Raw genomic sequence first — 18,146 nt, forward strand, 5'->3', positions numbered from 1 at the left:
CCATCTACACGGCCGCGTCAGTGGCCTGAGAAACAGTCAGCTCCGGTGTCAACCGAAGTCTGGGCAGACCCGGCCGAGCTCATTCGGGCATCTAGCTGTAGTGCCCTGTGAGGTTGTTGACGCGGGTGATGGGTGGTTTGCCGCCGAGTGAGGTGTGGGCTCGGTGGTGGTTGTAGCGGTGCAGGAACTCTGGCAGGGCTTGGGCGCGGTGGTGTGAGCTGGTGAAGGGTTGGGCGTAGGCCCATTCTTCGGCGAGGGTGCGGTTGAAGCGTTCGGCTTTTCCGTTGGTTTGCGGCCGGTAGCGGCGAGTGAAGCGGGCGTCGGCGCCGATCTCGGCGAGGGCGTCGCGCCAGGCGTGGGAGCGGCGGTAGACCAGGGCGTTGTCGGTCATCACCCGTTCGATCCGGCGGATGCCCAGCTCGGCCAGGGCGGTGGCGGCGCGGCGGAGGAATCCAGCGCAGGTGGCGGCGGTTTCGTCGGGGTGGATTTCGGCGTAGGCGATGCGGGTGTGGTCGTCGATGGCGCAGTGGACGTACTCGTAGCCGACTCGTGGTGCGTGGCGTGCGGCTGAGTGTTGGGTGCTGTCGCGGCCGTGGGCTCGCCAGCCCCCGCCGTCGCGCAGCCGGCCGAGTTTTTTCACGTCGACGTGCAGCAGTTCACCGGGCCGGGCGCGTTCGTAGCGGCGGATCGGTTGCCCGGTCGGGCGGTCCAGCCAGGCCAGTTTCGGCATGCGGTGGCGGGTCAGGACCCGGTGCACCGTGGAGGCGTGCAGGTCGAGGATCCCGGCGATGCGGGCCGGGCCCAGCCGACGGGTCCGGCGCAGGTCGATGATCTGCTGCTCGGTTGCCTCGGGCATGCGAGTGGGTGAGTGGTGGGGCCTACTGGAGCGGTCGAGCAGGCCGGCCTCGCCGTGCTGGCGGTAGCGGCGGACCCATTTGTGGCCGGTCGCGCGGGAGATCCCCAGCTCGGCAGCGACGTGGGCGACTGGGCGTCCAGCGGTGACCCGGTCGATCAGAAGCCTGCGGCCGTGCAGGGTCAACCGGGCGTTACGGTGGGACACGAAGACCTCCGTTGTGTTCGGTGATGGCGTCAGACACCAGCACCACACACGGAGGTCTTCGCTCTGTTCAATCCGACGCGCCGCTCAACCGTCAACAATGTCCATGGTCACTACAGCTAGCCGCGCGTCAGCCGTTCGGCGTCCTCGGCGGTGATCCACAGCAGGTAGCTCCGCTAGAGCTGGCCTCGCACGTCCCAGTAGCGGTACTCGGGATCCATCAGAACCTCGATTCGCCGGATCGGCACCAGGCACCAGCATAAGGCAACGGCCGGTTTCCCTTGGGGGAGAGGGAAACCGGCCGTCGTGGCGGCGCTCGGGGTTACGCCGCCTGGGAAACCGGCGTCGAAGCCGGGGTCAGGGCGAGGTCGAGGACCTCGCGGACGTTCGCCACCGCGTGGACGTCCAGCTGGGCCAGCACCTCGGCCGGGACGTCGTCCAGGTCCGGCTCGTTGCGCTGGGGGATGATCACCGTCTTCATCCCCGCCCGGTGGGCCGCCAGCAGCTTCTGCTTGACGCCGCCGATCGGGAGGACGCGGCCGGTCAGGGACACCTCGCCCGTCATCGCCACGTCCGCGCGGACCACCCGGCCCGAGAGCAGCGACGCCAGCGCCGTCGTCATCGTGACGCCCGCGGACGGGCCGTCCTTCGGGACCGCGCCCGCCGGGACGTGGACGTGGATGCCACGCTCGCGGAGGTCACCCACCGGCAGCTCCAGCTCCGCGCCGTGCGACCTGAGGTAGGACAGCGCGATCTGCACCGACTCCTTCATCACGTCGCCGAGCTGGCCGGTCAGCTGCAGCCCGGACGCGCCGGACTCCTGGTCCGCCAGCGACGCCTCGATGTACAGGACGTCACCGCCCGCGCCGGTCACCGCCAGGCCCGTCGCCACGCCCGGGATCGCCGTGCGCTGCGTCGACGCCGGGAGCGACGACTCCGGGATGTGCCGCGGACGGCCCAGGTAGGTCTCCAGGGAAGGCGCGTCCACCGTGAGCGGCAGCGAAACCTCGTCCAGCGCGACCTTGGTCGCGATCTTCCGCAGCACCTTCGCGATCGTCCGGTTCGCGTCGCGCACGCCCGCCTCGCGGGTGTACTCGGCGGCGATCCGGCTGAACGCGGCGTCCGTCAGGACGACGTCCGCAACGCTCAAGCCGGCGCGCTCCAGCTCCCGCGGGAGCAGGTGGTCGCGGGCGATGGTGACCTTCTCGTGCTCGGTGTAGCCGTCCAGCGTGACGAGCTCCATGCGGTCCAGCAGCGGGCCGGGGATGGTCTCGAGCGCGTTGGCCGTCGCCAGGAACACGACGTCGGACAGGTCCAGCTCGACCTCGAGGTAGTGGTCGCGGAACGTGTGGTTCTGCTCCGGGTCCAGCACTTCGAGCAGCGCCGCGGTCGGGTCGCCGCGGTAGTCGGCGCCCACCTTGTCGATCTCGTCGAGCAGCACGACCGGGTTCATCGAGCCGGCTTCCTTGATGGCGCGGACGATCCGGCCGGGCAGCGCGCCGACGTAGGTGCGGCGGTGCCCGCGGATCTCCGCCTCGTCGCGGATGCCGCCGAGGGCGACGCGGACGAACTTGCGGCCCATGGCCTTCGCGACGGACTCACCCAGCGACGTCTTGCCGACCCCGGGAGGGCCCGCGAGGGCGAGCACGGCGCCGGAGTGCCGCCCTCCGACCGGGCGGAGACCCGACTCCGCTGTGTTGGATGGCGCCTCGGCGGTAAAGCGTGCCTCGGCGCGGCGCTTGCGCACGGCCAGGTACTCGATGATGCGTTCCTTGACGTCGTCGAGACCGGCGTGGTCGGCGTCGAGCACCGCCCGCGCGGCCGCGATGTCGTAGACGTCCTCGGTGCGCTCGTTCCAGGGCAGCTCCAGGACGGTGTCCAGCCAGGTGCGGATCCAGCCGCCTTCGGGGGACTGCTCGGACGCGCGGTCCAGCTTGTCCACTTCGGCCAGTGCGGCCTTCTTGACGGCGTCCGGCAGTTCGGCGGCTTCGACGCGGGCGCGGTAGTCGTCGTCCTGCGCGGTGCCGTCGAGCTCGCCGAGCTCCTTGCGGATCGCCTCGAGCTGGCGGCGCAGCAGAAATTCCTTCTGCTGCTTCTCCATGCCTTCGGTGACGTCCTTGCGGATCGTGTCGGTCACCTCGAGCTCGGCCAGGTACTCCTTGCTCCACTCGAGGGCCTTCTCCAGGCGGGCAGCGACGTCCAAAGCAGACAGCAGCTCGAGCTTCTGCTCGGTGGACAGGTAGGGCGCGTTGCCGGACAGGTCGGCGATCGCGGAGGCGTCCTCGACCTGCTGGACGGCGTCGATCAGCTGCCAGCCGCCGCGCTGCTGGAGGATCGAGATGACGACGGCCTTGTACTCGGCCGCGAGCTGCGCGGCCTTTTCGTCGGTGGTCTCGGGGGCGTCCTCGGCGTGCACCCAGCGGGCGGCGCCGGGGCCGTCGGCGATCCGGCCGACGACCGCGCGGGCCGTGCCGCGCAGCAGGACGGCGGCCTTGCCGCCGGGCACGCGGCCGATGCGCTCGACCGTCGCAACGGTGCCGAACTCGGCGTATTCGCCGTGGATGCGCGGGACGATCAGGACCTCCGCCTTGGTGGCGGCGGACGAGCGGATGCCGGGGAAGGACGCCTGGCTCGGCGTCTTGGCCTGGGCGGACTCCACCGCGGCCCGCGTCTCGGTGTCGCTGAGGTCGAGCGGGACGACCATGCCCGGCAGCACGACGTCGTCATCGAGCGGGAGCACGGGCAGGAGGCGGGTGTCGGACATGTGCACTCCTCGGGTAGTTGAGTCTGCTTAGCTCAACTCTCCGATGGGTGTGTTTGTTTCCGATGGTGCGTTCGCCCACAGCGATCGAGGAAACCGCAGGTCAGGCGGGCTTCTCCGCCACCGCGCACCACGCGAAGGGGCGAGCCTCCGCCTCGAGCGCGTTGATTTTCCGGTCCGGTCGCCAGTCCGGCAGGTGCACGATGCCCGGTTCCAGGATCGGCCAGTCCCCGAAGAGCGGCTCGATCTCTTCGCGGTTGCGGAGCCAGACCGGGTTGCTCGTCTTCCGGTACTGCTCGACGAACCAGCGCAGCCCGTCCAGGTACGGGCCTTCGCCGTCGCCTTCGCTCATCTGCGAAATCGCCAGCCAGCTGCCCGGCGCGAGGGCGTCCCGGTACGCCGCCAGCAGCCCGTCCGGATCGTCGTCGGGTCCGACGAAGTGCAGCACCGCCGCCATGATCAGGCAGACGGGCTGGGAAAAGTCGATGAGGCGCCGCGTCTCCGAGGCGCGCAGCACCGACTTCGCGTCCCGCATGTCGGCCTGGACGATGCCGGCCCAGTCGGTCGCGAACTCCTCCTCGAGGATCAGCGTCGCGTGGGCGACGGCGACCGGCTCGTAATCGACGTAGACGACCTTCGCGTCGTGGTCCTCGGGCAGCTCGGCCTCGACGACCTCGTGCACGTTCCCGGCCGTCGGCACGCCCGAGCCGAGGTCGATGAACTGCCGGATCCCGGCCCGCAGCGCCGCCCGCACCGCGCGGTTCATGAACTCGCGGTTCTGCTTCGACCCCGGGCGCACCAGCGGCCACTGCTGCTCCATGCGCCGGCCGAACTCGCGGTCCACGGCCCAGTTCTGGGTCCCGCCCAGGTACCAGTCGTAGATCCGGGCCGCGGACGGCTTCTCGGTGTCGACACCTTCGGGCGCTCTCGGCGCGGAATCCCGCTGGTCGGTCACTTCAGGCTCCCCTCGCTGGCGGCGAGGGTCAGCCTATAAGGCCTGCGCAGCCACGGTAATCCTCCAGTAGTTCACCGAACAGCCGGTCGACGCTGCCAGTACGTCCACAGCGGGCGGTACCCCTGCGCGTACCAGAACGGCGTCGACAGCGGGTTCGCCGCGGCGTGGTGCAGCAGGACGACGTCGGCGCCTTCCTCGTCGAGGACGTGGTGGGCGTGCGTCGCCAGCGCGGTGCCGACGCCGGACGACCGCGCGGCCTCCGCCACCGCCAGCGAGGACAGGTAACCCACGCGGGAAGCGGCGACGCGGCCGCTGATCCAGCCGGTGTCGCCCGGGTGCTGGACGCTGACCATGCCGAGCGGACGGCCGTACAGCTCGGCGATCCACAACGGCGGCTCCGGCCGCTTCAGCTGCTCGGCGAGGTCCTTGGCCAGGATCTCCTCGACGCCGGTGCGCCAGTTCACCGTGCCGTACTGGGCGTCGTAGGAGTGCAGCTCCATGCCGAGCTCCACCGCCGTCTCGAGGTCGCCGGGCTCGGCGCGGCGGATCTTGACCCCGGGCGTCCCCAGCGGGGTCGCCGGGACCAGCCGCTGCGCCGGGCGGACCGCGATCACCCGCAGCGGCGCGAAGCCGTGGTGCAGCATTTCGCGCGCGCCGGCGGCGTCCCGGCTCGCGCGCGGGACGATCGCCGCCGTCTCGGTGTCACCCGGCTCGGCGACGGCGCGCAGATGTTCATCCCATCGGGTGAGGAGGGCGTCCAGCGCGGCCGCCGGCTGCGGGCCGGCCAGCTGGAGGTCGAGCCGGTGTTCGGTCAGCGCGCGCCACGGCGCGTTCGGGGCGTCGCGGTCGACCTGGACGCGGGAGGCCAGCGCGGACGCCGCGGAGTCGCCCGTCGCCACCTCCAGGACCACCGCGTTTTCCGTTGCCTCGAAGGGAGTCGATCCGGGGAGCAGGGAGTCCACCGCCGCGAGCCGTGCCGCGTGCTCGGTGGCAATCACATCGCTGTGCATGGGCCCATTGAAGCGCGACCCGGGCCCCGGTGGGCACGGAACCGGCCGAGTTCAGTCATCCGGCCCGTCACCCCTTGGTCCACGCAGGTCAGCGCGTTCGAGGCATTGTTAACCCTGGGGTGATCTCCTACTGTCTCGAAAGGGACGCGGGTACGCCCTACGGGGTACGGTATGGCCCCTGTCCACACCCGAAGTCACGGATCAGCACCGGTGGACAAGCCGGGAGGGAAGGTCGGATGCCGGACACCAACGCCCACGGCGACGCCGTCGCGCAGGCGCAGCCCGGGCCGGGAGCCGCTTCCGGGACACCACCCGTCTCCGCCGAAGCCCGTACGGACGAGCGCCGCTTCCGCGTCTACACCTTCGCCGTGCTGAGCCTCGGGCTCGTCGCCGCGTTCGCGGTCGGCTCGTGGCTGCCGTTCGAGTGGAACGACCGGCTGCTGTGGATCGGGCCCGTGCTCGCGGTCGCCTTCCTGCTCGCCGAGCAGCTCGGCATCAACGTCGACGTCCGCAGCGGCATCTCGTGGACGATCTCCTTCACCGAGATCCCGCTCGTCATCGGGTTCTTCATCGCGCCGTTCGAGGTCGTGCTGGCCGCGCACCTGATCGCCGGCATCGGCACGCTGCTCGCCCGCAAGGTCGCCGGGCGCGTCCTCTACAACGCGGGCGCGTTCCTGCTCGAGATCACCGGCGCCTTCGCCGTCGCCGGGCTGGTGAAGTACCTCGTCGGCGCCGGGACCGGCGACAAGATCCCGTGGCTCGCGGCGCTGGCCGGCACCCTGACCGCGCCGCTGGTGAGCACGCTGCTCGCGCTGGCCGCGGTCCGCGTGCTGCGGCGCCGCATGCGGGTCAGCACCGCCGTCCGGCTCACCGGCCGGATCCTGGTCGTCGGCTTCGTCAACGCGTCCGTCGGCCTCTCCGGCTACCTCGTCATCTCCAGCACGCCCCAGGCGTGGCCGCTGGTGCTCGCCGTCTTCCTCGGCCTCACCGCGCTGTACTGGGCGTACTCCGACCTGCTGCGCGAGCAGCGGGACATGGAGGCGCTCTCGGACGTCAGCCTGATGGTGGCCCGCTCGGGCCAGCAGGCCGCGGCCCGCCCGGCCAGCCGCGCCGACGAGCTCGTCGGCGGCGTCGACGTCCGCGAATGGGCGACGATCGGCGAGCGCATCAAGGACCAGCTCGCCGCCGGCCGCGTCGTGCTGCGGCTCCGGCTCGAGCCGAAGGACACCATGCGGGTCGTGGTCGCGGGCGAAGACCTGCCGGCCGCCGACCCCGCCGCCGACGACCCGCTGCTGCGGCTGCCCGGCGCGCACGTCCGGCACTTCCGGATCACCGAGGCCAACCCCGACGTCCGCGCGGCGCTGCTCGACCGCGGCGCGCAGGAGGCGCTCGTCGTCCCGCTGCGCAGCGCGAACCGGCTGCTCGGCGTCGTCGAGGCGCACGACCGGCTGTCCCGCTGGCGCGGGTTCGGCAAGTACGACGTCCAGCTGCTCGGCACGATGGCCAGCCACCTCGCGACGTCGCTGGACAACCGGCGCCTGCTCGCGACGCTGCGCCACGACGCCTACCACGACCCGCTCACCGGGCACCTCAACCGGCCGGGCTTCCGGCAGGTGGCGAAGGAGCCGCTGCGGGACTTCGCCAACGCCGTGGTGCTGCGGATCGACCTCGACGTCTTCTCGACGGTCAGCGACGCGCTCGGCTACGCCTGGGCCGACCGGATGGTCGTCGCGGCCGGCCGCCGCATCCGCGACGCGCTCGGCCCCGACGTCCCGCTCGCCCGGCTCGAAGGCGCGTCCTTCGCGGCGCTGCTAGTCGGCCTCCCGCCGGAGGACGCCCACCGGGCGGCGGAACGGCTGCGCGAAGAGCTGTCGGCGCCGTACCCGGTCGACCGGCTGTCGGTCGAGGCGAACGCGATGATCGGTTACGCGACGACCTCCGCCGAAGAGCCCGGCGACGTCGTCGACATCGAAGGCCTGCTGCAGCGCGCCGACGTCGCCGTCCGCGCGACCAAGGGCGGCGAAGAAGTCCGCGGCTACGTGCCGAGCATGGGCCAGATCTTCCTGCGCCGCTTCCAGATGGTGACGCAGTTCCGGCAGTCCCTCGAGGACGGCCAGGTCAGCGTCCACTACCAGCCGAAGATCACCCTGCCGAACCGGCAGGTGCAGGGCGTCGAGGCACTGGTCCGCTGGGTGCACCCGGAGTTCGGCCGGCTCGGTCCGGACGAGTTCGTCCCGGCCATCGAGGCGGCGGGCCTGATCGGCGTCCTGACGGGTTTCGTGCTGGGCGAGGCGCTCAAGCGCTGCCGCAAGTGGCTCGACGAAGGCCTGCGGATCTCCGTCGCGGTCAACCTGTCGGTCCGCAACCTCGCCGACGAGGACTTCCCGAACAAGGTCGCCCGCGAGCTGGAGCACCACGGCATCCCGCCGGAGCTGCTGACGTTCGAGCTGACCGAGTCCGGCGTGATGTCCGACCCGCAGAAGGCGCTGCCGATCCTGCGCGAGCTGCACTCCCTGGGCATCACCCTCGCGGTGGACGACTTCGGGACGGGCTACTCGTCGCTGGCGTACCTGCGGCAGCTGCCGGTCGACCAGGTCAAGATCGACAAGAGCTTCGTCCTCGGGATGGGCACCGACCTCGGCGACCTCGCGGTGGTCCGGTCGATCGTCGAACTGGGGCACTCCCTCGGGCTGACGGTGGTGGCCGAGGGTGTCGAGGAGGACGTGGCCCGCGACCAGCTCGAGGCGATGGGGTGTGACGTCGCCCAGGGTTACCTGATCTCGCGGCCGCTGCCGGAGGACCGGCTGGAGGCGTGGCTGCAGGCCCGGACCGCGCGCTCTCCCGGACGCCACTCCGAGACCGTGTTGACCCTCCTGACCTGAGGTTTTGTGCTAAGGGGACCCCGGTTGCACGACGGGGTGACAGCCCTTGCTAATCTTTCCAAGTCCTCGCGAGAGGCCAGGCCCCTTTAGCTCAGTCGGCAGAGCGTCTCCATGGTAAGGAGAAGGTCTACGGTTCGATTCCGTAAAGGGGCTCACGACCTCAGCCGCGTCACGCCTGCGTGTCGCGGCTTGGGTCATGTAAGGGCGGTGTAGCTCAGTTGGCAGAGCAAGCGGCTCATAATCGCTGTGTCGCCGGTTCAAGTCCGGCCACCGCTACGCGGTAACGACGGGGCTGGCCCCCGGGACCTGAGAGAGAAGGAAACGCTGTGGCTGCCACCGACGTGCGACCCAAGATCACGCTGGCGTGCGAAGAGTGCAAGCACCGCAACTACATCACCAAGAAGAACCGGCGCAACAACCCGGATCGCCTGGAGATGAAGAAGTTCTGCCCGAACTGCGGTACGCACCGGACGCACAAGGAAACTCGCTGACGACGTAGCGCGTTCACACCAGCTCGAAGAAGCCGCCCGGAGTTGCTCCGGGCGGCTTCTCGCTGTTGGTAGCCTCGTCGCCGTGCCCTTGGACCAGTCGTTCACCGGGCGGAGTTATCCGCCGCAGAGCAGTTACGAAGTGAGCCGGGAGAAGATCCGGGAGTTCGCCGACGCGATCGGCGACGCGAACCCGGTCTACCGCGATCCGGAGGCGGCCCGCGAAGCCGGTCACCCGGACGTGATCGCCCCGCCGACCTTCCTCACGATCATCAACCTCGCCTCGATCAACGCGATCGTCGCCGACCCCGAACTCGGCCTCGACTACTCGCGGATGGTGCACGGCGACCAGGGCTTCACCCACACGCGCCCGGTGTACGCCGGCGACGTGCTCGAGGTGACGACCCACATCGACGCCATCATGACCCGCGCGGGCAACGACTTCATCAACCTGCGCGCCGACATCACCGACGCCGCCGGCCAGAAGGTCTGCTCCACCCGCGCTCAGCTGGTGGTCCGAGGGGAGACCGCGTGAACACACCTTCTTACGGGGGTCCGGGTGGCGGAGCCCCCGGCCGGGGCGAAGCCCCGTATGTCACCGGCGACGAACTGCCCGCCCTCGAGGTCCGCATCACCCGCGAGCAGCTGGTCCGCTACGCCGGGGCGGCGCTGGACTTCAACCCGATCCACTGGAACGAGAAGTTCGCGAAGGACGTCGGCCTGCCGGACGTGATCGCGCACGGGATGCTGACCATGGCGGTGGCGGGCCGGGTGGTCACGGACTGGCTCGGCGACCCCGCCCGGCTGATCGACTTCAGCGCCCGGTTCACCCGCCCGGTGGTCGTGCCGAACACGCCCGAGGGCGCGCTGGTGGAGATCACCGGCAAGGTCGCGGACGTCAAGGACGACGGCATCGCGCGGATCGACCTCGTGGTCAAGTTCGACGGCAAGACGGTGCTGGGGAAGCCGCAGGCCCTGGTCCGCGCCTGAGATCCCGCTCGGCCGGTCGTGAGTGGTAAGTCGGGTTAGAGGCCGCCTTACCACTCACGACCAGCCGCGGCAGACCGGCTACGGGAGCTTGAGCACCGCCAGCACCGCGTCGGCCATACCCTGCTCCCCCCGCGCGTTCGGGTGGAGGGGGATGGCCGGCGAGGCGGGCAGCACGCCCTCCACCCAGCGCTTGTCCGACGCCGAACACACGTCGTGGCCCTTGCCGGGGGTGGCCGTGTCCGCGTAGCCCGCCCGGTGCGCGTCCGCCTGGTCCTCCAGCATCTTGTTCAGCTTGCCCAGCGCGCCGCGGAAGTACTCGATGTCGCCCGCGCCGAACGGCAGGGACGGCCAGCAGCCGGTGCCGTCCGGGAGCACCGTCGGGTAGCCGACCACCACCACCCTCGCCTTCGGGGCCTTCTGGTGGATCCGGTCGAGGAGCGCGCCGACCTTCGGGGCCGTGGCGTCGATGCGCTCGGCCAGCTGGTCGTGGCCGCCGGCGGTCAGGCGATCCCGGCACGGTGCGGCGTCCTGGTGCGTCGTCGCGCAGCCCGACGCGTACCCGATGAAGCCGATGTCGTTGCCGCCGATGCCCAGCGTCACCAGCGTCGTCTCCGCCGTCACCGCGTCCAGCTGCGGCGGGTTCGTCCCGTTCCCCGTCTTCTGCGCCTGGCTCAGGTGGTCCGTCGTCGCACCGCTGCAGCTGACGTCGGCGAACTGGGCCGGCTTCAGCTTCGCCGAGACGAGGTGCGGGTAGTTGTCGTCCGAGCGGTCGCAGCCGGCCGGGGTCCCCGCCTGGCGCCCGGTCCGCGGCGAGGACGTGTACGAATCCCCGAGGGCGACGTAGCGGCCGGAGCCACCCCCGGTGTCGACGCCCTCCGGGGGCGCCGACGACGAGCCGTGGTGCCACTTGTAGTACCCGAAGGCCAGGAGCCCGACCACGAGCACGACCACCAGGCAGCCGCCGCCACCGCTCTTTTTCGCCACTTCTTCGTTTCTACCGAACCCGCCGCGCCACCGACCTAGTCAATCCGGGTGATCCGCTGGGCGAGCAGGTCGTTGACCAGACCGGCGCCCGTCTCCGGGTCGTCCACGCTGACCAGCACGGTCCGGCCGTTCTCGAGCGCGAGGGCCAGCGCCGGGCCGCCGCGGACCTTGTACGCCGTCGTGCCGGTGACCGGGTTGAACCGGAGACCGAGCCCGCCGTCGCCGAACGTCGTGAGCTCGCGCGTGGTCGCTTCGCGGATGGCGGCCAGGGCCAGGTGCCGCCACGGGACGCCCAGGAGGCCGAAGCGGATCGTGACGCCCTTGGCGTCCACGGTCGCCGACAGCCGGTAGGTCAGCGCCGTCACGACCAAGCCGACCAGGGCGATCCACACGCCGGTCTGCCACGGGAGCCCGGTGGGCAGGAGGGCGATCGCCACCGGGATCAGCGCCAGCGCCCAGAGCATCGCCGGGTTCACCGCGCGCCCCGACCAGAACGCGCGCTCCCCGGGCCGCAGACCGATGGTCGGCCGCTGACCCGAGGTCTCCTTGGCCGGCGGCGCCGGCAGGCCGCCGACGAGGGCCGCCACCACCCCGATGACGGCCGCGCCCAGCATGAAGGGCACGACGACGACGCCGCTGCGGGCCGCGTGCCAGTCCGGGGCGTCGAGGTTCGCCACGAGCACCGAGAGCAGGACCGCGGCCGGCAGGGCGGCGAACCCGGCGCCCACCCCGACGGTCGGGCGCGGCAGCGGCCGTCCGCGGCGCAGCGCGGTGACCGCCGTCGTGGCCAGGAGCAGGACGGCGACGGCGCCGACCCCCAGGGTCAGGCCGGTGAACGCCCCGAGTGCGTTGTGGCCGTCCGGCGCGCTGCGCCAGTGCGTCGCGACGGGGTCGGGCAGCCGGTGCGCCCACCCGTTCTCGAGCGCGCCCGCGACGGCGAGCGCCGCGCCGGGCAGCACGGCCGTGGCGAACAGGACCCGGATCAGCTTGGTCATGAGTACTTCTCCTTCAACACCCCGGTGAGTTCGTCCAGGCCGACGCCCGCGCGTTTCGCCTCGCGGACCAGGTCCTCGGCCAGCTCGGCCAGCCGCGCCCGGGAGGACGCGCCGCCGATGACGACGGCGCCCCGGCGTCGCCGCAGGTCGATGAGGCCTTCGTCGCGAAGCAGCGCGTACGCCCGCAGCACGGTGTGGACGTTGATCTCGAGGGCCGCGGCCAGTTCCCGGGCCGGTGGCAGCTGCTGCCCGGGTGCCGGGCGGCCGTCGGCCAGGGACCGGCGCAGCGAGGCGGCCACCTGTTCGAAGAGCGGGACGGTGGAGCTCGGATCGATTTGAACGAGCATAGTTCTAACTATAATAGAACAATGAGGCGCTGCGCGAGACCTGCGTCACACGGGTGGGGTCAGTCCGCGTTCGTGATCAGGTCGCCGGCGAGGTCCAGGGCGTGGTCGACGTCCTTCGCGACGTAGTGCAGGTCGACGAGCACTTCGGTGATGCCGAGCTCGCGGGCCACGTCGAGGCAGGGGAGGACGTCCGCAGCCGTCTCGACGGCGGTGCCCACCCGCGGGTTGATCCGCAGCACGCGGCGCAGGGCGTCCGGGTCGCGTCCGGCCTTCCGGGCCGCGTCGAGCGCGACCGACCAGAGGCCGGTCAGGTACTCCTTCGGCATCCAGCCGGCGAGCCAGCCGTCCGCGCGGCGCCCCACCCGGGCCAGCGCCGGCGGCGAGAACCCGCCGAGCAGCACCGGCGGGCGCGGGTCCTGTGCCGGGCGCAGGCCGACCGTCGACGGCGCGATCCGCCACTGCGGGCCTTCGTGCTCCGCGGGGTCGCCGGTCCAGAGCGCCTCGAGCGCGTCGAGCAGCTCTTCGAGCCGCCGGCCCCGGCCCGCCCACGGCACCCCGGTGGCGAAGTACTCCTCGCGCAGCCAGCCGAGCCCGAAGCCGACGTCGAGCCGTCCCGAGCTGGTCAGGTCGAGCGAGGTCAGCGCCCGGGCGAGGAGCACCGGGGAATAGACCGGGCCGGTCAGCGCGCTCATCCCCAGGCGGGCCGTGCGCGTCACGGCGGCCGCGGCCGCCAGCGTCGTGAACGGGTCGGCGAAGGTCTCGAACTCCCGGGGGTACGGGTGCTCCGGCGTCCCGCCGCCCGGGTAGAGGTCCGACGGCTCGAGCGGGGTCAGGATCCGGTCGCCCACCCAGAGCGAGGTGAACCCCAGGTCCTCCGCGGCTGTCGCGAAGCGCGCCACGGCGGCGGGGTCGGCCAGGGCGCCGTACTGGGGGAGTGCGAGGCCGAGCCGCATCGGAGCCCCCGCCGGACGGGGGGTGGTCGTCATGGCGGACATCCTGGCATGATCAGGTGGCCGGCGGGGAGTTTCCCGCAGGCCGGCCGGGGTGCGGTGGTCGATCGGGGGGCGCGGTTGCGGCCTCTCGCGAGGCTTGCCGTAGACTTCGGGACTTGGAACGCACTACGGTCATCCCCGCCTGGATGGTGGGGACGATGGAATGCGTCCTCCGGGGCTCCGAGCGATCGGGGCTCCACAGGGGTGTAGCTCAATTGGCAGAGCAGCGGTCTCCAAAACCGCAGGTTGCAGGTTCAAGTCCTGTCACCCCTGCGTAACGGAACTGGTGGAGCGGAGGAGTGGTCGTGAGCGACAGCGACGCCAGCGGCGGCGAGCAGGATCAGGACGGCACCGGGCAGAAGCCCGAGAGCCCGTCCCGTCCCGTCACAGCCGCTGCCCGGCGTGAGCGCCGTGCGACCGCTCGCCCGGCGGGGAAGTCCGCGGCACGTGCGGACGACAAGACCCGTCCGGCCGGGAAGTCGGGGGAGAAGACCGCCCCGGACGCGAAGGGCGCTCCGACTCCGAAGCGGGACCAGAAGCCGAAGAAGGCCTCCGTGTTCGCGCGGCTGGTGCGCTTCATCCGCGAGGTCTGGGCGGAGCTGCGCAAGGTCATCTGGCCCAACCGCAAGCAGATGGTCACCTACACCGTGGTCGTGCTCGCCTTCGTGGTGTTCATGGTGGGCCTGGTGAGCGTGCTCGACCTGGCATTCAAGTGGGGCATCGGCAAGATCTTCGGCTGACGCGCTCCGGCGCGCGCCGATGTGGGGCCCAGGTCCCGGCCTTGGCCCGCAATGATCAACTGAGAGGACGGAACGTGACCTCCGACAACGGCACAGCAGCCGGTCACGACCTGACCGAGCTTTCCGACGAGCAGGTGCACGCGGCACTCGGTGACGAGGAGTCCGCACACCTCGAGCCCGTCGACGTGTCGGACTCCGAGGTCGACGACGCCGAATCCGGTGCCGACGACGCCGCTTCCGCCGACGAAGGCGCTGACGAAGCCTCGGCCGACGAGGCCGAAGCCGAGCCCGCCGCGGATGACGAGGACCCGGTCGCCAAGCTGCGCTCCGAGCTGCTCGCCGCGCCCGGCGAGTGGTACGTCGTGCACTCCTACGCCGGGTACGAGAACAAGGTGAAGACCAACCTCGAGACCCGGACCCAGACCCTGGACGTCGAGGACTACATCTTCCAGATCGAGGTCCCGACCGAAGAGGTCACCGAGATCAAGAACGGCCAGCGCAAGCAGGTGCAGCGCAAGGTGCTGCCCGGCTACATCCTGGTCCGGATGGACCTGAACGACGCCTCGTGGAGCGCGGTGCGCAACACGCCGGGTGTCACCGGGTTCGTCGGCGCCACCTCGCGGCCGTCGCCGCTGACCGTGGACGAGGTGCTGAAGTTCCTCGCCCCGAAGGTCGAGAGCGAAGCCCCCGCGAAGGCGGGCAAGGGCGAGTCCACCGCGACCGCGGCCCCGCTCGGTGGCCCGGCCGTCGAGGTCGACTTCGAGATCGGCGAATCGGTCACGGTCATGGACGGCCCGTTCGCGACGCTGCCGGCGACGATCTCCGAGGTCAACATCGACGGGCAGAAGCTGAAGGTCCTGGTGTCGATCTTCGGCCGGGAGACCCCGGTCGAGCTGTCGTTCAACCAGGTCTCCAAGATCTGACGGCCGCCCGTTCGGCCGCAGTCCCCGTGTCCACGGCAGGTACGCGGGGAACGTAGTACAGGACAGGAAAAGAAATGCCACCCAAGAAGAAGAAGCTTGCGGCGATCATCAAGCTGCAGATCAAGGCGGGTGCGGCCAACCCCGCGCCGCCGGTCGGCCCCGCGCTGGGTCAGCACGGCGTCAACATCATGGAGTTCTGCAAGGCCTACAACGCCGCGACCGAGTCGCAGCGCGGGGACGTCGTCCCGGTCGAGATCTCCGTGTACGAGGACCGGTCGTTCGACTTCAAGCTGAAGACGCCGCCGGCCGCGCGCCTGCTGCTCAAGGCCGCTGGTGTCGAGAAGGGCTCCGGCGAGCCGCACAAGACCAAGGTCGCCAAGGTCACCTGGGACCAGGTCCGCGAGATCGCCAAGACCAAGGAGACCGACCTCAACGCGCACGACATCGACCAGGCCGCGAAGATCATCGCCGGCACTGCTCGGTCGATGGGCATCACGGTCGTCGACGCCTGACGTTCGCAGCACTACCCGTGGGAGAGCCGAGTGCTGGCTCGTCACCACACTGATCCATATTCGAAGTTAAGGACAGAAGCATGACCAAGCACAGCAAGGCTTACCGCCAGGCTGCGGAGCTCATCGACAAGGCGCGGCTGTACGCGCCGCTCGAGGCTGCGAAGCTGGCGAAGGAGACCTCCAAGACCAAGATGGACGCGACCGTCGAGGTCGCGATGCGTCTCGGTGTGGACCCCCGCAAGGCCGACCAGATGGTCCGCGGCACCGTGAACCTGCCGCACGGCACCGGTAAGACCGCCCGCGTCATCGTCTTCGCCGTCGGCGACAAGGCCGCCGAGGCCGAAGCCGCCGGTGCGGACGCGGTCGGCACCGACGAACTGATCGAGCGCATCCAGGGTGGCTGGCTCGACTTCGACGCCGCGATCGCGACGCCGGACCAGATGGCCAAGGTGGGCCGCATCGCCCGCATCCTCGGCCCGCGTGGCCTGATGCCGAACCCGAAGACCGGCACGGTGACCCCCGCGGTCGAGAAGGCCGTGAAGGACATCAAGGGCGGTAAGATCAACTTCCGCGTCGACAAGCAGGCCAACCTGCACCTGGTGATCGGCAAGGCTTCCTTCGACACCGAGAAGCTGGTCGAGAACTACGCGGCCGCGCTGGACGAGATCCTCCGCGCCAAGCCGTCGTCGGCGAAGGGCCGCTACCTGAAGAAGGTCACCTTCACCACCACGATGGGCCCGGGCATCCCGGTCGACCCGCTGCGGACCCGCAACCTCCTCTCCGAGGAAGCTGCGGTCTGAGTCTGAGATCACCAGAAAGGGCGTCCCCGCTTGCTGCGGGGGCGCCCTTTCTTCGTGTCTTATTGACAGCATGCCGACTTTCGCGTCGTTCGACGGGCTCCGGTTGCACTACACGGTGTGGGAGGGCGACGGCGCCCACCGCCCGGTGCTGCTGCAGCACGGTTTCGCCGCGGACACGAACGCGAACTGGATCTCCACCGGGGTCGTCGCGGCCCTGCGCTCGGCCGGCTTCACGGTGATTTCCCTGGACGCCCGCGGCCACGGCCGCTCCGAGAAGCCGCACGACGAGTCCCGCTACACCGAGGACGCGATGGCGCGGGACGTCTCGGCGCTGCTCGACGAGCTGCTCCTCGACGAGGTCTCGATGGTCGGCTACTCGATGGGCGCGATCATCGCGCTGACGGTGACGGCGGCGGACAAGCGCATCCGCTGCCTGGCCACGGGCGGCGTGGGCTCGGGCATCGTCGACTTCGGCGGCGTGGACCTGCGCGTGGTCAAGCCGGCGGACATCGCTTCGGCGCTGCTGGCGGAGGACCCTGCTTTGGTCCCACCATCGGGAGTCCCGTTCCGGCTCTTGGCCGACGCGGTGGGCGGAGATCGCCGAGCGCTGGCGGCGGTGGCGCTGGCGTCGCGGGAGGGGCGCCTGGACCTCTCGGCGATCGGGGTGCCGACGTTGGTCCTGGCGGGAGAACAGGACCAGCTGGCAGCGGAACCGGAGCGCCTGGCGGCGGCGATCGCGGGAGCAAGGCTGGTCCGCATCCCGGGCGACCACATGACGGCGGTGATGTCACCGGCGTTCGCGGAAGCCCTGGTGTCTTTCCTTTCGGCTCCGCACCCGCGCTAGCGGCTGGTCGGCGTCGGCAGCGGGCAGGGCGTGGGCTCGTTGGTGTGCTCGACGATCAGCCATTGGCCCTTCGGCACCTTCGCCACGGTGAAGGCGCCGAGCGCAGGGCCGCCTTCGATGCCGAACTGGCACGAGCTGATCGTGAACCGGTCGCCGGGGATCGGCTCCGACACGTACGACGGCATCGATTCGGCGTACTTGTTCTTGTTGGTGACCTTGCGGTTCAGCTCGTGCACCGCGACCTGGCAGTCCGCGTAGCCGAGGTCCTGGGCGAACTTCTGCTGGATCGGCTCGTCCATCCGCCCGCACGCCTGCGGGACGAGGTTCTGCGCGATGGCGTCGTAGACCTCGCGGACGGCTTCGTACGGGCTCGTCGAGAGGATGTGGTTGGTCTGGTACTTCCCGCCGCCCTCCTGGGCGAGCTGGGCGGAGGTCTTGCCCGAGTCGTTGGGGAAGAAGTGGTTGTACAGCCACGTGCCGGCGACGCCGAGAATCACGATCGCCAGGACCCACGCGATCACCTTCTTGCCCAGCCAGCTCAGCCATCGCGGCGCTCGACGGCGCTCGGTCGGGACGAGCTGGTAGCCGGGGGGAATGACCGGAGGCTGCCCGCCCGGCTGGGTGGCGGGCTGGGAAGGGGGCGCCTGGACCATCCCGGCATCCGGGGTGGGTGCCGGCTGGTTGCCCTGCTGGGCCTGCGTGAACCGCAGGTAGTCCTGGAACTGCTGGAACTGGCGGAACTGTTCGAGCTGCGCCGGGTCCGCCGGCGGCTGGGGAGGAGACCCCGCCGTGGGCGCGTTGGAGCCCGCCGGTTCGATCTCCGAGCCCGGCTTTCCGTCATCGCGCTGCTCCGCCACGTCACCATG

At 70.7% G+C, this 18,146-nt stretch carries 18 protein-coding genes and 3 tRNA genes; 12 read left to right on the plus strand and 9 right to left on the minus strand.

All coding sequences use genetic code 11. From position 1 onward, the window contains the following. Positions 1-91: 91 nt before the first annotated feature. The 4 genes from C2L58_RS37355 to C2L58_RS37370 form a co-directional block, all read right to left on the minus strand. Positions 92-1,060, minus strand: coding sequence for an IS481 family transposase (locus C2L58_RS37355; RefSeq protein WP_103342368.1), 969 nt, complete (start codon positions 1,058-1,060; stop codon positions 92-94). Positions 1,061-1,379: 319 nt separating this feature from the next. After that, positions 1,380-3,821, minus strand: a complete 2,442-nt coding sequence (lon, locus tag C2L58_RS37360) for an endopeptidase La (RefSeq protein WP_103342369.1) — start codon at positions 3,819-3,821, stop codon at positions 1,380-1,382. 100 nt (positions 3,822-3,921) lie between these two features. Continuing rightward, on the minus strand, positions 3,922-4,773 hold the full coding sequence (locus tag C2L58_RS37365) for an SAM-dependent methyltransferase (protein WP_103342370.1): 852 nt from the start codon (positions 4,771-4,773) through the stop codon (positions 3,922-3,924). 71 nt (positions 4,774-4,844) lie between these two features. After that, positions 4,845-5,783 (minus strand): GNAT family N-acetyltransferase, encoded by a 939-nt coding sequence (locus C2L58_RS37370; RefSeq protein ID WP_103342371.1) that lies wholly within the window; start codon positions 5,781-5,783, stop codon positions 4,845-4,847. A gap of 236 nt (positions 5,784-6,019) precedes the next feature. On the opposite strand from C2L58_RS37370, the gene C2L58_RS37375 reads away from it, so the two are divergent. The 6 genes from C2L58_RS37375 (at position 6,020) to C2L58_RS37400 (ending at position 10,143) form a co-directional block, all read left to right on the plus strand. Continuing rightward, entirely contained in the window at positions 6,020-8,665 is a 2,646-nt protein-coding gene (locus C2L58_RS37375) for a putative bifunctional diguanylate cyclase/phosphodiesterase (RefSeq protein ID WP_103342372.1), read from the plus strand. Between the two features lie 80 nt (positions 8,666-8,745). After that, a tRNA-Thr gene (locus tag C2L58_RS37380) sits at positions 8,746-8,818 on the plus strand. A gap of 50 nt (positions 8,819-8,868) precedes the next feature. Then, positions 8,869-8,941, plus strand: a tRNA-Met gene (locus C2L58_RS37385). Between the two features lie 50 nt (positions 8,942-8,991). Beyond that, the gene (gene rpmG, locus C2L58_RS37390; RefSeq protein ID WP_005152047.1) at positions 8,992-9,156 is read left to right on the plus strand and encodes a 50S ribosomal protein L33; all 165 of its coding nucleotides are present in this window, start codon (positions 8,992-8,994) and stop codon (positions 9,154-9,156) included. A gap of 82 nt (positions 9,157-9,238) precedes the next feature. Next, positions 9,239-9,688, plus strand: coding sequence for a MaoC family dehydratase N-terminal domain-containing protein (locus C2L58_RS37395; RefSeq protein ID WP_103342373.1), 450 nt, complete (start codon positions 9,239-9,241; stop codon positions 9,686-9,688). Then, positions 9,685-10,143, plus strand: a complete 459-nt coding sequence (locus C2L58_RS37400) for a MaoC family dehydratase (protein ID WP_103342374.1) — start codon at positions 9,685-9,687, stop codon at positions 10,141-10,143. Before C2L58_RS37395 ends, C2L58_RS37400 begins: the two co-directional genes overlap by 4 nt. Positions 10,144-10,221: 78 nt before the next feature. Here the strand turns inward: C2L58_RS37400 and C2L58_RS37405 are convergent, their stop codons facing one another. The 4 genes from C2L58_RS37405 to C2L58_RS37420 are packed head-to-tail and all read right to left on the minus strand — an operon-like array spanning position 10,222 to position 13,455. Next, on the minus strand, positions 10,222-11,127 hold the full coding sequence (locus C2L58_RS37405) for an SGNH/GDSL hydrolase family protein (RefSeq protein ID WP_103342375.1): 906 nt from the start codon (positions 11,125-11,127) through the stop codon (positions 10,222-10,224). Positions 11,128-11,162: 35 nt separating this feature from the next. Further along, positions 11,163-12,122, minus strand: a complete 960-nt coding sequence (locus tag C2L58_RS37410; protein ID WP_103342376.1) for a hypothetical protein — start codon at positions 12,120-12,122, stop codon at positions 11,163-11,165. Beyond that, positions 12,119-12,469 (minus strand): GntR family transcriptional regulator, encoded by a 351-nt coding sequence (locus tag C2L58_RS37415; RefSeq protein ID WP_103342377.1) that lies wholly within the window; start codon positions 12,467-12,469, stop codon positions 12,119-12,121. The genes C2L58_RS37410 and C2L58_RS37415 overlap by 4 nt, the downstream gene beginning before the upstream one ends. Before the next feature lie 59 nt (positions 12,470-12,528). Next, positions 12,529-13,455, minus strand: a complete 927-nt coding sequence (locus tag C2L58_RS37420) for a TIGR03619 family F420-dependent LLM class oxidoreductase (protein ID WP_103342378.1) — start codon at positions 13,453-13,455, stop codon at positions 12,529-12,531. 206 nt (positions 13,456-13,661) lie between these two features. Here C2L58_RS37420 and C2L58_RS37425 point away from each other — a divergent pair. From C2L58_RS37425 to C2L58_RS37450, 6 genes are all read left to right on the plus strand, one after another. Next, positions 13,662-13,734 (plus strand) — tRNA-Trp (locus C2L58_RS37425). 26 nt (positions 13,735-13,760) lie between these two features. Further along, positions 13,761-14,201: a preprotein translocase subunit SecE gene (gene secE, locus C2L58_RS37430; protein ID WP_103342379.1), complete on the plus strand. Its 441-nt coding sequence runs from the start codon at positions 13,761-13,763 to the stop codon at positions 14,199-14,201. Between the two features lie 74 nt (positions 14,202-14,275). Then, a complete protein-coding gene (gene nusG, locus C2L58_RS37435) occupies positions 14,276-15,124 on the plus strand; it encodes a transcription termination/antitermination protein NusG (protein WP_103342380.1) in 849 nt (282 codons plus the stop codon). Positions 15,125-15,198: 74 nt separating this feature from the next. Continuing rightward, positions 15,199-15,636 carry a 50S ribosomal protein L11 gene (rplK, locus tag C2L58_RS37440; RefSeq protein ID WP_003079266.1) on the plus strand — a complete coding sequence of 146 codons (438 nt, stop codon included), beginning with the start codon at positions 15,199-15,201 and terminating at the stop codon, positions 15,634-15,636. A gap of 80 nt (positions 15,637-15,716) precedes the next feature. Then, the gene (gene rplA, locus C2L58_RS37445; protein WP_086842353.1) at positions 15,717-16,436 is read left to right on the plus strand and encodes a 50S ribosomal protein L1; all 720 of its coding nucleotides are present in this window, start codon (positions 15,717-15,719) and stop codon (positions 16,434-16,436) included. Between the two features lie 70 nt (positions 16,437-16,506). Then, the gene (locus C2L58_RS37450; protein WP_103342381.1) at positions 16,507-17,280 is read left to right on the plus strand and encodes an alpha/beta fold hydrolase; all 774 of its coding nucleotides are present in this window, start codon (positions 16,507-16,509) and stop codon (positions 17,278-17,280) included. Here C2L58_RS37450 and C2L58_RS37455 read toward each other — a convergent pair. Then, positions 17,277-18,137 (minus strand): hypothetical protein, encoded by an 861-nt coding sequence (locus C2L58_RS37455; protein WP_103342382.1) that lies wholly within the window; start codon positions 18,135-18,137, stop codon positions 17,277-17,279. The two genes, C2L58_RS37450 and C2L58_RS37455, sit on opposite strands and share 4 nt — an antisense overlap. Between the last annotated feature and the right edge of the window lie 9 nt (positions 18,138-18,146).

Origin of the sequence: Amycolatopsis sp. CA-126428 (genome assembly GCF_002904335.1) — a bacterium.
Classification (GTDB): domain Bacteria; phylum Actinomycetota; class Actinomycetes; order Mycobacteriales; family Pseudonocardiaceae; genus Amycolatopsis.